This window comes from Pseudomonas sp. SO81 (genome assembly GCF_030374125.1).
Taxonomy (GTDB): Bacteria; Pseudomonadota; Gammaproteobacteria; order Pseudomonadales; family Pseudomonadaceae; genus Aquipseudomonas.
On record NZ_CP126126.1, the window covers coordinates 2,797,551 to 2,812,042 of the forward strand.

General features: G+C 67.6%; 14 protein-coding genes. 5 read left to right on the top strand and 9 right to left on the bottom strand.

The window, feature by feature from the left end:
• Positions 1-30: 30 nt before the first annotated feature.
• Complete coding sequence (gene pdxR, locus OH686_RS13015) at positions 31-1,497, top strand: MocR-like pyridoxine biosynthesis transcription factor PdxR (RefSeq protein WP_289533078.1); 1,467 nt, start codon at positions 31-33, stop codon at positions 1,495-1,497.
• Positions 1,498-1,687: 190 nt separating this feature from the next.
• On the opposite strand, the gene OH686_RS13020 is transcribed toward pdxR, so the two are convergent.
• Complete coding sequence (locus OH686_RS13020) at positions 1,688-3,112, bottom strand: aspartate ammonia-lyase (RefSeq protein ID WP_289533080.1); 1,425 nt, start codon at positions 3,110-3,112, stop codon at positions 1,688-1,690.
• 182 nt (positions 3,113-3,294) lie between these two features.
• Between OH686_RS13020 and OH686_RS13025 the strand changes: the two genes are divergently transcribed.
• On the top strand, positions 3,295-4,206 hold the full coding sequence (locus tag OH686_RS13025; RefSeq protein WP_289533082.1) for a LysR substrate-binding domain-containing protein: 912 nt from the start codon (positions 3,295-3,297) through the stop codon (positions 4,204-4,206).
• A gap of 120 nt (positions 4,207-4,326) precedes the next feature.
• Here OH686_RS13025 and aauR read toward each other — a convergent pair whose 3' ends face one another.
• From aauR to OH686_RS13065, 8 genes are all read right to left on the bottom strand, one after another.
• Complete coding sequence (gene aauR / locus OH686_RS13030) at positions 4,327-5,649, bottom strand: two-component response regulator AauR (protein WP_289533083.1); 1,323 nt, start codon at positions 5,647-5,649, stop codon at positions 4,327-4,329.
• The gene (locus OH686_RS13035; protein ID WP_289533085.1) at positions 5,642-7,510 is read right to left on the bottom strand and encodes a sensor histidine kinase; all 1,869 of its coding nucleotides are present in this window, start codon (positions 7,508-7,510) and stop codon (positions 5,642-5,644) included. Before OH686_RS13035 ends, aauR begins: the two co-directional genes overlap by 8 nt.
• 90 nt (positions 7,511-7,600) lie before the next feature.
• On the bottom strand, positions 7,601-8,335 hold the full coding sequence (locus OH686_RS13040) for an amino acid ABC transporter ATP-binding protein (RefSeq protein ID WP_289533086.1): 735 nt from the start codon (positions 8,333-8,335) through the stop codon (positions 7,601-7,603).
• Complete coding sequence (locus OH686_RS13045) at positions 8,332-9,000, bottom strand: amino acid ABC transporter permease (protein WP_289533088.1); 669 nt, start codon at positions 8,998-9,000, stop codon at positions 8,332-8,334. Before OH686_RS13045 ends, OH686_RS13040 begins: the two co-directional genes overlap by 4 nt.
• Positions 8,997-9,743 carry an amino acid ABC transporter permease gene (locus OH686_RS13050; protein ID WP_289533090.1) on the bottom strand — a complete coding sequence of 249 codons (747 nt, stop codon included), beginning with the start codon at positions 9,741-9,743 and terminating at the stop codon, positions 8,997-8,999. Before OH686_RS13050 ends, OH686_RS13045 begins: the two co-directional genes overlap by 4 nt.
• A gap of 196 nt (positions 9,744-9,939) precedes the next feature.
• Positions 9,940-10,851 (bottom strand): glutamate/aspartate ABC transporter substrate-binding protein, encoded by a 912-nt coding sequence (locus tag OH686_RS13055; protein ID WP_279864592.1) that lies wholly within the window; start codon positions 10,849-10,851, stop codon positions 9,940-9,942.
• A gap of 271 nt (positions 10,852-11,122) precedes the next feature.
• Complete coding sequence (locus OH686_RS13060; RefSeq protein WP_289533093.1) at positions 11,123-11,917, bottom strand: hypothetical protein; 795 nt, start codon at positions 11,915-11,917, stop codon at positions 11,123-11,125.
• Between the two features lie 83 nt (positions 11,918-12,000).
• Complete coding sequence (locus OH686_RS13065; RefSeq protein WP_289533094.1) at positions 12,001-12,180, bottom strand: hypothetical protein; 180 nt, start codon at positions 12,178-12,180, stop codon at positions 12,001-12,003.
• Between the two features lie 382 nt (positions 12,181-12,562).
• Between OH686_RS13065 and purE the strand changes: the two genes are divergently transcribed.
• The 3 genes from purE to OH686_RS13080 all read left to right on the top strand — a co-directional run bounded on the left by purE (position 12,563) and on the right by OH686_RS13080 (position 14,477).
• Entirely contained in the window at positions 12,563-13,051 is a 489-nt protein-coding gene (purE, locus tag OH686_RS13070; RefSeq protein WP_137974550.1) for a 5-(carboxyamino)imidazole ribonucleotide mutase, read from the top strand.
• A gap of 14 nt (positions 13,052-13,065) precedes the next feature.
• Positions 13,066-14,148, top strand: coding sequence for a 5-(carboxyamino)imidazole ribonucleotide synthase (locus tag OH686_RS13075; RefSeq protein ID WP_289533096.1), 1,083 nt, complete (start codon positions 13,066-13,068; stop codon positions 14,146-14,148).
• An 83-nt stretch (positions 14,149-14,231) separates the two neighbouring features.
• Entirely contained in the window at positions 14,232-14,477 is a 246-nt protein-coding gene (locus OH686_RS13080) for a GlsB/YeaQ/YmgE family stress response membrane protein (protein WP_137974552.1), read from the top strand.
• Positions 14,478-14,492: the final 15 nt, after the last annotated feature.

The following is a 14,492-nucleotide window of genomic DNA, read 5'->3' on the forward strand; positions in this document are numbered from 1 at the left end:
CATTTCACGCGAGTTCGATGGAGCCAATCCATGCCCGCCACACCGCCATTGCCGGTCGATCTCTCCGGCATTCGCCTGGACCCCGGCCAGGGTCTGGCGCGCCAGCTGTACCAGGCCCTGCGCGAGCGCATCCTCGACGGCCGCCTGGCCGGGCGCACGCGCCTGCCGGCCAGCCGCGACCTGGCGGAGTTGCTCGGCGTGTCGCGCAATACCGTGACCCGCGCCTTCGACCAGCTGTATGCCGAGGGCTATGTGGCGGGGCGCGTGGGCGACGGCACCTACGTGGCCGACCTGGCCGGCGAGCGCCCGACCGCGCAGCCGCTGGCCAGCGGCCCGGCGCCCAGCGCGGCGCTGCAGCGCCTGCAGCAGCATCATCTGCCACCGCCGCTGAGCGGTGCGCCGCGGGCCTTTCGCATCGGTGTGCCGGCCTTCGACCTGTTTCCCTTCGAGATCTGGGCGCGGCTGCAGGCGCGCTTCTGGCGCAAGCCCTCGGCGGCGCGCCTGGGCTATGGCGACCCGGCCGGCGATGCGACCCTGCGTGAGCTGGTGGCCGCCTATCTGCGCAGCAGCCGCGGGCTGAACTGCGACCCGGCGCAGATCGTTATCACTTGCGGCGCCCAGCAGGCCATCAGCCTGTGCGCCCAGCTGCTGGTGCAGCCCGGCGAGCGGGTGGCCGTCGAGAATCCCGGCTATCGCGCCGCCGGCCATGCCTTCGCCGTGGCCGGTGCGCAGCTGTGCGGCGTGCCGGTGGATGGCGACGGCCTGGACACCACCGCGCTGGCGGCCGTCGAGGATTGCCGGCTGGTGTATGTCACGCCCTCGCACCAGTACCCCACCGGCGTCACCCTGTCGCTGGCGCGGCGCCTGGAGCTGCTGGAGTGGGCCGAACGGCGCGACGGCTGGATCATCGAGGACGACTACGACGGCGAGTACCGCTACAGCGGCACCCCGCTGACGCCCCTGGCGGCGCTCGATAGGCAGGCGCGGGTGCTGTATGTCGGCACCTTCTGCAAGATCGCCTTCCCGGCCCTGCGCCTCGGCTACCTGGTGTTGCCGCCGGCGCTGACCGAGGCCTTCGCCCGCCGCCGCGCGGTGGACATGCGCCACTCGGAGATCGGCACCCAGGCGGTGATGGCCGAGTTCATCGCCGCCGGGCATTTCCAGCGCCATGTGCGACGCATGCGCCAGGCCGCGCGGGCGCGTCTCGAGGCGTTGCTGCGCGACTGGCCCGCAGCGATTCCCGGCTGCGCGGCGCTGCCGAAGGTGGAGGCCGGCCTGCACCTGTGCGTGCGGGTCGACAGCCTGGCCCGCGAGCGCGAACTGCTGGCCGCCACCCGTGCCGCCGGGGTGGAGATGAACGGGCTCAGCGACTACTGGCTGCCGCACAGCCGCGAGCCGGAGGATGCCCGCGCCGGGCTGGTGCTGGGGTTCGCCGCCGTGCCCGAGGCGCAGATCGCCGAGGCCATCGCCACCCTGCGGCGAGCCTGGAAGTTGTAGCCCGGATGCCATCCGGGAATGCTGGCGACTCCGCTCCCGAATTGCATCCGGGCTACGGTGGCGACCCCACGCTGCCGCACGGGCCCTCTCCTCTCGGGCGTGAGGGGAGAAGCGGAAATAAAAAAGGGATGGCCGAAGCCATCCCTGGAGGGCAAGAGGCGTGGGGGTGCCCCTCGGTCGATGAAGCGGATCAGCCCTGCAGCGGCACCAGGCGCGGGGCGATCATGTTTTCCGGGCGCAGGATGTCGGCCAGGGTGGCGTCGTCCAGCAGCTTCTCCTCGCGCACCAGTTCCAGCACGCCGCGGCCGCTTTCCAGCGCCACCTTGGCGATGCGCGTGGCGTTCTCGTAGCCGATGTAGGGGTTCAGCGCGGTGACCAGGCCGATGGAGTTCTCCATCAGCTCGCGGCAGCGGGCCTCGTTGGCCGTGATGCCGTCGATGCACAGCTCGCGCAGCATATCCATGGCGCGGGTCAGCAGGCGGATCGAGTCGAGGATCTTGTAGGCGATCAGCGGCTCCATCACGTTCAGCTGCAGCTGGCCGCCTTCGGCCGCCATGGTCAGGGCCAGGTCGTTGCCGATCACTTCGAAGGCCACCTGGTTGACCGCTTCCGGGATCACCGGGTTGACCTTGCCGGGCATGATCGAGCTGCCCGGCTGGCGCGCCGGCAGGTTGATCTCGTTGATGCCGGTACGCGGGCCGCTGGAGAGCAGGCGCAGGTCGTTGCAGATCTTCGACAGTTTGACCGCGGTGCGCTTGAGCATGCCGGAGAACAGCACGAAGGCGCCCATGTCCGAGGTGGCCTCGATCAGGTCGGCCGCCGGCACCACCGGGTGGCCGCTGACGATGGCCAGGCGCTCGACGGCGAGCTTCTGGTATTTCGGGTCGGCGTTGATGCCGGTGCCGATAGCGGTACCGCCCAGATTCACTTCGGTGAGCAGGGCCGGGGCGAGCATCTTCAGGTGCTGCAGGTCTTCGCCGAGGGTGGTGGCGAAGGCGCGGAATTCCTGGCCGAGGGTCATGGGGACGGCGTCCTGCAGCTGGGTGCGGCCCATCTTCAGTACGTGGCCGAACTCCAGGCCCTTGGCGGCCAGGGACTGGATCAGCTTGTCGAGGGCGTTGAGCAGGCTGTCGTGGCCGAGCAGCAGGCCGACGCGGATGGCGGTCGGGTAGGCATCGTTGGTCGACTGCGCCATGTTCACATCGTTGTTCGGGTGCAGGTGTTCGTACTGGCCCTTCTCGTGGCCCATGGCTTCCAGGGCGATGTTGGCGATCACCTCGTTGGCGTTCATGTTGGTCGAGGTGCCGGCGCCGCCCTGGATCATGTCGACCACGAACTGCTCGTGGAACTCGCCCTGGATGATGCGCGCACAGGCGGTGCTGATCGCGGTGTGCTTGGCGGCGGACAGGTGGCCCAGCTCGCGGTTGGCGTCGGCGGCGGCCTGCTTGACCATGGCCAGGGCGATCACCAGTTTCGGGTAGTGCGACAGCGGTACACCGGACAGTCGAAAATTCTGCACGGCGCGCAGGGTCTGGATGCCGTAGTAGGCCTCGGAGGGGACTTCGAGCTTGCCGAGCAGGTCTTTTTCGATGCGGGTGGATGCAGCAGCGGACATGATGTCTTCTATCTCTGGGAAATACGGCTTGGCGCCGCGATGCCCAATAATCTAGGCTTCCTGCCGTTTGTCGGCCAATGCTGTTAGCGGCTATGGTATGCACAAACGGCATAATGTCGCGGTGACTCGGGTTGAATGTCGCGCGTGCATAATTTCAAACGAATATTGGCGGCCAATCAGCGATGAATCTGGAAACCAAATGGCTGGAGGACTTCGTTGCCCTGGCCGCCACCCGCAGCTTTTCCCAGGCGGCGGAGAAGCGCTTCGTCACCCAGCCGGCGTTCAGCCGGCGCATCCGCAGCCTGGAGGCGGCGCTGGGCCTGACCCTGGTCAACCGTTCGCGTACGCCGGTGGAGCTGACCGAGTCCGGCCAGCTGTTCCTGGTCACGGCGCGCAGCATGGTCGAGCAGCTCGGCGAGGTGGTGCGCCATCTGCACCATGTCGAGGGCCAGCAGGGCGAGGTGCTGCAGATCGCCGCCGCGCACTCGCTGACTTTGGGCTTCTTCCCGGAATGGATCGGCCGCCTGCGCCGCGAGGGCCTGCCTCTGTCCACCCGCCTGGTGGCGACCAACGTCGGCGAGGCGGTGCATTCGCTGCGCGAGGGCAGCTGCGACCTGATCCTCGCCTACTACGACCCGGACGCGGCCATGCAGCTGGCGCCGGACATCTTCCCCTCGCTGCACCTGGGCACCACCTCGATGCTGCCGGTGTGCGCGGTGGGTGAAGAGGGCGCGCCGCTGTTCGACCTGGACGCCGGTCACAGCGTGCCGCTGCTGGCCTACAGCGCCGGTGCCTTTCTCGGCCGCTCGGTGAACCAGCTGTTGCGCCTGCGCGCGTTGCGCTCGACCACGGTGTACGAGACGGCCATGGCCGACAGCCTCAAGACCATGGCCCTGCAGGGCCTCGGCGTGGCCTGGGTGCCGCGCCTGTCGGTGACCGCCGAGCTGGCCCGCGGCGAGCTGGCGGTGTGCGGCGGCGAACAGTGGCAGGTGCCGCTGGAGATCCGCCTGTACCGTTGCGTGCTGTCGCGCAAGGCGACGGTGCGCTTGCTGTGGCGCAAGCTGGAGGCGGGGGTAGGGGGGGCGGAGGCTTAACGCTCGACGGCGGGGCTTGGTCGCTTACCGAAGGCGGGTATACCGAGGGGCCTGTGGTGGGCTGTTCGCTGCGCTCCTGAGCCCACCCTACGGATAAAGGCCACCCTACGGGGGCCTGCCTTACAGGCCGTACTTCTTCACCTTGTCGAACAGGGTGGTCTTGGCCATGCCCAGGTCCTGTGCGGCCTGGCTGAGGTTGCCGGCGTGGCGTTCCAGGGCGGCGCCGAGCAGGTTGCGCTCGAAGGCCTCCACCGCCTCGGCGAAGCCGGGGCCGCTGCCGTCCGGGGCGGCGTCGCTCTTCTTGAACACCGGCAGGCCGAGGGCGAAGCGTTCGGCCACGTTGCGCAGCTCGCGCACGTTGCCCGGCCAGTCGTGGGCCTGCAGGGTGGCGGCGGTGCGCCGGTCCAGCTCCGGCAGGGCGCGGTCGAAGCGCAGGGCGGCGAGCTGCAGGAAGTGCTCGAACAGCAGCAGGATGTCCTCGCGGCGGTCGCGCAGCGGCGGCAACTCCAGGGTCACCACGTTGAGCCGGTAGTACAGGTCGCTGCGGAACTCGCCGCGCTGGCCCAGCTCGGCCAGGTCGGCCTTGGTCGCGGCGATCACCCGACAGTCCACGGCGATCGGCTGGTTCGAGCCGAGGCGCTCCAGGCTGTGTTCCTGCAGTACGCGCAGCAGCTTGATCTGCAGGGCCAGCGGCATGCTCTCGATCTCGTCGAGGAACAGCGAGCCGCCGTCGGCGTGCTCGATCTTGCCGATACGGCGCTTGCCGGCGCCGGTGAAGGCGTTGGCCTCGTGGCCGAAGATCTCGCTCTCGAACAGGCTCTCCGGCAGGCCGCCGCAGTTCAGCGCGACGAACTCCTTGCCCTGACGCCGGCTGAAGTCGTGCAGGCAGCGCGCGACCAGTTCCTTGCCGGTGCCGGTCTCGCCCTCGATCAGCACGTTGGCGCCGGTGTCGGCGACGTTGGCGATCAGCTCGCGCAGCTGCTGCATGGCCGGCGAGCGGCCGATGATGCGCTGTTCCAGGGCCTGGCGTCCGGCCAGCTGGCGGCGCAGGGCGCTGACCTCGCGGGCCAGGCCGCGTTGCTCGAGGGCGCGGCGCACCACCTCGACCAGGCGCTCGGGGGAGAAGGGTTTCTCGATGAAGTCGTAGGCGCCGTCGCGCATGGCGCCCACCGCCATGCCGATATCGCCGTGGCCGGTGATCAGCACCACCGGCAGGCTCGGGTCGCGGCGCTTGAGCTCGGCCAGCAGCTGCAGGCCGTCGATGCCCGGCAGGCGGATGTCGCTGACCACTATGCCGGCGAAGTCGCCGTCGATGCGCGCCAGCGCCTCCTCGGCGCTGCCGACGCCGGTGCTGTCGATGTCCTCCAGCTGCAGGGCCTGCTGGCAGCCGAGCAGCACGTGGGGGTCGTCCTCGACGATCAGTACGGTCAGCGCTTCAGTCATCGCGGGGCTCCTCCAGGGGCAGATCGAGGATGAAGGCGCTGCCGCCTTCCTCAGGATGGCGCACCACCAGGCTGCCGCCGGCGGCCGCGGCCAGGCTGGCGGACAGGGTCAGGCCGAGGCCCAGGCCCTTTTCTCCCGGCTTGGTGGTGAAGAACGGCTCGAACAGGTGCACGCGCACATCCGGCGGGATGCCGGCGCCGCTGTCGCGCACTTCCAGGCGGTAGCTGGCGCCGTGCTGCGCGCCGCTCAGCCACAGCTCGCGGCGCGGCTGTTCGCGCAGGGCGTCGAGGGCGTTGCTCAGCAGGTTGACCAGGATCTGCTCCAGGCGGGTCTGGTCGATGGCCAGGCGCGCCTCGGCGAACTCGCGGTGCAGGGTCGGGCGTTCCTGCTCGACGCGGCTGTGCAGCAGGAACAGCGCCGCCTCCACCGCCTGTTCCAGGCTGGCCTGGCCGTGGTCGCCGCCGCGCCGGGCGAAGGCGCGCAGGCTGCCGGTGATGCGGCCCATGCGGTCGACCAGCTCGCCGATGGCCTGCAGGTTGCTGCCGGCGGTATCCAGCGCGCCGCGTTCGAGGAAGCGCGCGGCATTCGCCGACAGGGTGCGCAGGGCCGCCAGCGGCTGGTTCAGCTCGTGGGCGATGCTGGTGGACATCTGCCCGATCACCGCCAGCTTGCCGGCCTGCACCAGGCCGTCCTGGGCCTGGCGCAGGTTGGCCTCGGTCTGCTGGCGCTCGCGCACCTCGGCCTGCAACAGCAGGTTGCTGGCGGAGAGGTCGAGGGTGCGCTCGGCGATCTTGCGCTCCAGCTCGCCGTTGGCCCGCTGCAGCGCCTCGCGGGCGGCCAGGCGGGTGGCGATCACCTTGCGCCGCTGGTTCAGCGCCAGGCCGCCGAAGATCAGCAGGGCGCAGACCACGCCGGCGAGCAGGCCGTGGCTGGCCGCCGTGCGGCGCTGTTCGGCCAGCGGCGTAAGCAGGGTCAGGTGCCAGGCGGTGTCGTTGAGTGCGCGGGTCTGCTGCAGGTAGTCCAGCGGTTGGCCGGCGGGACCGTCCAGGCGGACTTCCTGCAGCCCGTCGCCGAGTTCGCGGCTGGCCAGCGGTTGCAGTTCCTGCAGGGTCGCCCAGTGGTACTGCAGGCTGCGCGCCAGGCGCTCGCGGTCGGCGTCGTCCAGCGGCCGCACGGCCTTGAGCCGGCGCGTCGGGTCGCTGGAGAGGATGATGATGCCGTTCTCGTCGCTGACGTAAGCCTCGACGCGGGCGTCGGCCCAGCGCTTTTCCAGGGCGTCCAGGCGCACCTTGACCACCGCCACGCCGATCACCCGGCCATTGGCGCGCAGGCCGTGGGCCAGGTAGTAGCCGGGCTCGCCGGTGGTGCTGCCGACGCCATAGAAGCGCCCCGGCTCGCCGCGCACGGCCTGCTTGTAGTAGTCGCGGAACGACAGATCTTCGCCGAGGAAGCTGCTCGGCTGGTTCCAGTTGCTGGTGGCGACCACCCGGCCATCCAGGTCGAGCACGTAAACGGCGAGGCTGCCGGCGCGCTGGTTGAGGCCTTCGAGGTGATCGTTGAGGCGTTGCCGGCGGTAGCTGCCGGGGGTCAGCAGCAGACGGCTGACGCCACTCTCCAGCTCCAGCAGGCTGGGCAGGTAGGTGTACTTGCCGATCTCGCTCTCCACCGCGCGGGCGTTGAGCTCCAGCTGGCGCTCGCCGCCGGCGGCCAGTTCACGGATGCCGATCGCCTCGCTGAGCCGGTAGCCGGCGTAGCCGCAGCCGAGTACCAGGGCGATGCCCAGCAGGGTCAGCAGCAGTTGGCGGAGCAGGTGTGGCTTCACGGCGAGGGCGGGCGGGACGCTGGGGGACAGGCATTGCATCACAGTAGGCCCGGGCTGGGTAGGAGTGCGAAGGTGCCTGAGGCGCCCCCACCCCCGTCCCCTCTCCCGGAGGGAGAGGGGAGGTTTCGCTTAGTGCTGGAGGATCTTGTTGAGGAACTGCTGGGCCCGCTCGGAACGGGCGTTGATGTCGCCGAAGAATTCCTCCTTGGCGCAGTCTTCGACGATCTGCCCGCGGTCCATGAAGATCACCCGGTCGGCGACCTTGCGCGCGAAGCCCATCTCGTGGGTCACGCACATCATGGTCATGCCCTCGTTGGCCAGCTGCACCATGACGTCAAGCACCTCGTTGACCATCTCCGGGTCCAGCGCCGAGGTCGGCTCGTCGAACAGCATCACCACCGGGTCCATGGCCAGGGCGCGGGCGATGGCCACGCGCTGCTGCTGGCCGCCGGAGAGCTGGCCCGGATGCTTGTGCGCATGGGCGGCGAGGCCGACCCGCTCGAGCAGCTTGAGGCCCTTCTCGGTGGCCTCGGCCTTGCTGCGGCCGAGCACCTTGATCTGGGCGATGGTGAGGTTCTCGGCGATGGTCAGGTGCGGAAACAGCTCGAAGTGCTGGAAGACCATGCCGACCCGCGAGCGCAGCTGCGGCAGGTTGGTCTTCTTGTCGGCGATGGAGGTGCCGTCGACCACGATGTCGCCCTTCTGGAAGGGCTCCAGGGCGTTGACGCACTTGATCAGGGTCGACTTGCCGGAGCCGGACGGGCCGCACACCACGACCACTTCGCCCTTCTTCACCTCGGTGCTGCAATCGGTCAGCACCTGGAAGTCCCCGTACCACTTGTTGACGTTCTGGATGGTAATCATACGGCTAACCTTTTCTGCAGGAGCTTGACCAGCTGCGAGGCGGCGAAGCTGATGGTGAAGTACACGAGGCCGGCGAAGATCAGGAACTCATGGGGCTGGCCGAGGATGTCGCCGCGCGAGCGGGCGGCGTTGAGGAAGTCCATCAGGCCCACGGTGTAGACCAGCGAGGTGTCCTGGAACAGGATGATGCTCTGCTGCAGCAGCAGCGGGGTCATCTTGCGGAATGCCTGTGGCAGGATGATCAGGCGCATGCTCTGGGCATGGGTCATGCCCAGTGCCGAGGCGGCGCCCATCTGGCCCTTGGGGATGGCCTGGATGCCGGCGCGGACGATCTCGCTGAAGTAGGCCGCCTCGAACATCACGAAGGCCACCAGGCACGAGGTGAAGGCGCCCACCGGGGTGTCTTCGCCGGTGATCCAGCGCAGCAGGAACGGCACCGCGAAGTAGAACCAGGTGATCACCAGCAGCAGCGGGATGGAGCGGAAGTAGTTGACGTAGGTGGCGGCGAAGCCCGACAGCAGGCGATTGTGCGACAGGCGCATGATGGCCAGCAGGGTGCCCAGCACCACGCCGCCGATCACGCCCAGCACCATCAGCTGCAGGGTCATCAGCATGCCGTTCCACAGGCCCGGCAGGGCCGGGACGATAGCGCTGAAATCCATCATTTGCCTCCCGCGGAGATCAGGCCCGGTACCGCGACCTTCTTCTCGATCAGGCGCATCAGCAGCATCAGGCTCATGTTCAGGGTGAAGTAGATCAGCGTGGCCAGGGTGAAGGCCTCGAACAGGTTGGCGCTGAACTCGGCGGTCTGCTTGGTCTGCGCCAGCAGCTCCATGAGGCCGATCAGCGAGGCCACCGAGGAGTTCTTGAAGATGTTGAGGAACTCGCTGGTCAGCGGCGGAATGATGATGCGGAAGGCCTGCGGCAACAGAACGTTGGCGTACACCTGCGGCAGGCGGAAGCCCAGCGCGTAGCCGGCGGCCAGCTGGCCCTTGGGCAGCGCCTGGATGCCGGTGCGCACCTGCTCGCAGACGCGGGCGGCGGTGAACAGGCCGAGGCACACGACCACGCTGAGGAAGGCCGAGGTGGCCGGCGACAGGTCCTGCTTGAACCACATCTCCAGCGACTCGGGCAGCAGATCCGGCACCAGGAAGTACCAGAGGAACAGCTGCACCAGCAGCGGTACGTTGCGGAAGACTTCCACGTAGCAGGTGGCGAAGCCGCTGATCCAGCGGTTCGGCACGGTGCGCATCACGCCGAGCAGGGCGCCCAGCGCCAGGGCGATCAGCCAGGCGGTGAGGGCGATGGCGATGGTCCAGCCCAGGCCGGTGACGAACCAGTCCAGGTAGATCTCGCTGCCGATGCCGGTGGACTTGAAGAACACGCCCCAGTCCCAGTTGTAATTCATCTTGGCTACTCACGATCAGGGCGGACAGGAGCCGGGGCCGACACGGTCCCCCGTCGCGGTTGGCGACGGTGCTCCTGTCCTGATTTGCAGAGGTGAGGCGGCGCCGCTCTCGTGAAGCGGTGCCGTACCAACAGGCCGGGTGGATTTACTCCCTCTCCATGACTGGAGAGGGAGCACCGGCCGCGGTCGGGCGCGCTTAGAGTTGCTCGGCGGCCTTGTCGGTCGGGTTGGCGACCAGCTTCTTCAGCTCGTCGCTCATCGGGAAGTTCAGGTTCAGGCCCTTGGGCGGCACCGGGTTGAGGAACCACTTGTCGTAGATGGCAGTGACTTCGCCGGACTTGAAGGTGGCGACCAGGGCCTCGTCGACCACTGCCTTGAAGGCCGGGTCACCCTTGCGCACCATGCAGCCATAGATCTCGTAGGACTGCGGGGTGCCAACCACGTGCCAGTCGGCCGGCTTCTTGGCCTTGGCCATTTCGCCGGCGAGCAGGGCGTCGTCCATCATGAAGGCCACGGCGCGGCCGGACTCCAGCATCAGGAAGGACTCGCCGTGGTCCTTGGCCGAGATGATGTTCATGCCCATCTGCTTCTCGGCGTTCATCGCCTTGAGCAGGCGCTCGGAGGTGGTGCCGGCGGTGGTCACCACGTTCTTGCCCTTGAGGTCGGGGAAGTCTTTGATGCCGGAAGTGGTCTTGGTCAGCAGGCGGGTGCCCACCTCGAAGATGCCGACGGAGAAGTCCACCTGCTGCTGGCGCTCGACGTTGTTGGTGGTGGAACCGCACTCCAGGTCCACGGTGCCGTTCTGTACCAGCGGGATGCGGGTCTGCGAGGTCACCAGGTTGTAGCGCACCTTGAGGTCCGGCATGCCCAGCTTCTGCTTGATCGCCTCGACCGCCTTCAGCTGCAGGTCATGGGAGTAGCCCTCGGGCTGCTGCGGGTCGCTGCCGAAGTAGGAGAAGGGGATGGACGAGTCGCGGTGGCCGAGGACGATGGTGCCGCTGTCCTTGATCTTCTTCAGGGTGCCGGTCAGTTCTTCGGCCAGGGCCGGGGCGCTGCACAGGGTGGCGGCTAGGGCGACGCCGATGGCGCGGGAGAGAGTGCTGTTCATGCTGATCCTCGCTGTTGTTGTTATCCGGGGCTGTCGCTGCATGGCGATGCGGGCCCCTGTGGAGTGGACGGTCGAGCCGTCCCTGCGAGGATCTAGAGCAGGTACTGTGCCAGGCGGCTTAGTCGATACTAAGCCATTGAAATTAAAAGATTATTTATTGAGTTGGAAGGTGCGGGAAGGTCGCTGGCGTTCGGTCTGGCGAATGGCGGCAGACTCGGCGTTCGGAAAACCGAATGCACTGCCCCTCCATTGCGGAGGGGCGGCGCAGGGATCAGCGATTACGCAGGAAGGCGTTGATGAAGTCGCCCTGGTTGGGCGCCTCCTGCTCGGTGGTGAAGAGGATCCTGCCGTCCTTCTCGCGCAGCTTCATCGCTTTGTCGAAGCGGCATTCCACAGTCTTGATGGCAATGGCCTGCGCCTTGAAGCCGGCATCGGCCTCGCACAGGCTGGCCAGCTGGTTGACCACCTCGCCGCAATAGCCGGCGATGCTCAGTGCCTTCATTTTCTGGTCGTCGATGGCGTTCCACTCCACCCGGGTCTGCAGCGGCACGCCGCAGGCCTCGCTGGCCTCCTGATCCAGTTCCTTGAGTTGGCGCTTGTTGGTCTGCAGGTGCTTGGCACGGTCGAACCGGGCCAGCTTCTCCTGTATGCCCTGGCTCTGCTGTTGTTCATACAGGGCCAGGAGCTCGGCCGGCTTGGCACGCTTGCTCAGGGCCTCGTCGAAAGTCAGAACAAAGCCCGCGGTATCCGGCAGGTACAGCTGGTAGCTGTCGCCATCCCAGCCTTGGCGCTTGAGCAGCATGTTGTAGCGGCCGCCGTCCAGGGTGGTGCTGTAGTCACGCTCCTGGTTGCCGCGGTCGTCAACCTCGGTAAGGAACACCACCGAGTCCAGGGGATGGTTGAGGCCCTTGACCTGCAGCAGGGCCTGGGTGCCGTCGGCAGTGGGTGCGAGGGTCACCATGACGGCCTGGCCCGTATCGAATACCTGCGGGTACTTGGCCAGTTCCAGGGCATTGGCCTGGCCGGCGAGCAGCAGGAAAAAGGCGCTAAGGGATAGCTTGCGCATGACAACTTCCTTGTTGGTGGGAAAGGTGGCGAGTCTAGCCGGCCGTGACCGGCTGGCCTGGGAGCCCTGCCGCCGGCTGACGATCAGCGCGACAGTTCGGCGGCGCTGACCAGCGGGCAGAAGATCAACTGGTAGCAGACCTCGACGCCGGCCTGCGGCTCGAGGGTTTCATCGTGCACGGCGAGCGGTGCGTCGCCCTGCGGTGCGGTGGCGCAGCCGGCGAGGGCGGCGAGCAGGGCGGTGAGGGCAAAGGCGCGGCGCATATTGAAGTCCTTTTCAATCTGGCGGGAAGAAGGCGCGGATTGTAGGCAAGGCGCCGAAAATTGGGGGTGGCGGAGTTCTCGCTTTGGGCCGCGCTGTCATCCGTTCGTCATCTGGGGCTGGTGGAGCGGCGCGGACACGCGCCGGGCACCTTCGATTCGATCTCTATCGGTACGCCAATACTGACCGAGCAGGCCGCTTACAGTCAGGTTACAAATCCGCGCTGACAGACGGTCACGGCAGAGGCGCGACTGCCGTGGCTTTCCGGTATACTGCCCCGCCTCCAGGCCCCTAGTGGCCTGGCCCGCACATAACAAGCCACGCCGAATGCGTGGCTTGTTGGTTTTTGTCGCGCCGACAGGCGCCCGAGCTAGAGGCAAAACGATGAGCGCACTGGTTGGCGTGATCATGGGTTCCAAGTCCGATTGGAGCACCCTCAGTCACACCGCAGACATGCTGGACAAGCTGGGCATTCCCTACGAAGTGCAGGTGGTTTCCGCCCACCGCACGCCGGACCTGCTGTTCCAGTACGCGGAAGCAGCCGAAGGCCGTGGCATCCAGGTGATCATCGCCGGTGCCGGTGGCGCCGCCCACCTGCCGGGCATGTGCGCGGCCAAGACCCATCTGCCGGTGCTCGGCGTGCCGGTGCAATCCGCCGTGCTGTCGGGCGTCGACTCTCTGCTGTCCATCGTGCAGATGCCGGCCGGCATCCCGGTCGCCACCCTGGCCATCGGCAAGGCTGGTGCGATCAACGCCGCGCTGCTGGCCGCCAGCATCCTCGGTCACCAGCACCCGCAGTTCCACGACAAGCTCAAGGCGTTCCGCGACGAGCAGACCCAGAGCGTGCTGGACAACCCGGACCCGCGTTCCTGATCGAGGCCCTATAGATGAAGATCGGCGTAATCGGTGGCGGCCAGCTGGGTCGCATGATGGCCCTGGCGGGCACTCCGCTGGGCATGCACTTCTCCTTCCTCGATCCGGCTGCGGATGCCTGCGCCCGGGCGCTCGGCGAGCATATCCTCGGTGACTACGACGACCAGGCGCAGCTGCGCCGCCTGGCCGAGCAGGTCGACCTGGTGACCTTCGAGTTCGAGAGCGTGCCGGCCGAGACCGTCGCCTTCCTCTCGCAGTTCGTGCCGGTCTACCCGAGCGCCGAAGCCCTGCGCATCGCCCGCGACCGCTGGTTCGAGAAGTCGATGTTCAAGGATCTCGGCATCCCGACTCCGGAATTCGCCGATATCCAGTCCCAGGCCGACCTGGACGCCGCCGTGGCCGCCATCGGTCTGCCGGCGGTAATGAAGACCCGCACCCTGGGCTACGACGGCAAGGGCCAGAAGGTCCTTCGCAAACTCGAGGACGTGGTCGGTGCCTTTGCCGAGCTAGGCAGCGTGCCGTGCATCCTCGAAGGCTTCGTGCCGTTCACCGGCGAAGTCTCGCTGGTGGCCGTGCGCGCCCGTGACGGCGAGACGCGCTTCTACCCGCTGGTGCACAACCGCCACGACAGCGGCGTGCTGGCCCTGTCCATCGCCAGCACCGACCATCCGCTGCAGGCGCTGGCCGAGGACTATGTCGGTCGCGTGCTCAAGCAACTCGACTACGTCGGCGTGCTGGCCTTCGAGTTCTTCGAGGTCGACGGCGGCCTTAAGGCCAACGAGATCGCCCCGCGCGTGCACAACTCCGGGCACTGGACCATCGAAGGCGCCGAGTGCAGCCAGTTCGAGAACCACCTGCGCGCCGTGGCCGGCCTGCCGCTGGGCTCCACCGCCAAGGTCGGCGAGAGCGCCATGCTCAACTTCCTCGGCAGCGTGCCGGAAGTGAGCAAGGTGGTGGCCATCGCGGACTGCCACCTGCACCACTACGGCAAGGCGTTCAAGGACGGGCGCAAGGTCGGCCATGCCACCCTGCGCAGCAAGGACATGGCGACCCTTAAGGCGCGCATCGCCGAGGTCGAGGCGCTGATCCAGGGTTGAACCCCACCGCTGCGCTCCGGTCACAACAAGGCGCGCCACTCGGTGCGCCTTGTTCGTTTCTGGCCTCTTTCAAGGAGCATGGCATGAGCATTATCGGCACCATCTTCATCGGCCTGATCGTGGGTCTGATTGCACGCTTCCTCAAACCGGGCGACGACAGCATGGGCTGGATCATGACCATCCTGCTCGGCATCGGCGGTTCGCTGGCCGCGACCTATGGCGGCCAGGCCTTGGGCATCTACCAGGCCGGTGAAGCGGCGGGCTTCGTCGGTGCGGTGGTCGGCGCCATCGTCCTGCTGCTGATCTACGGCCTGCTGAAGCGGGACTGACGTACGCGCGCTGAG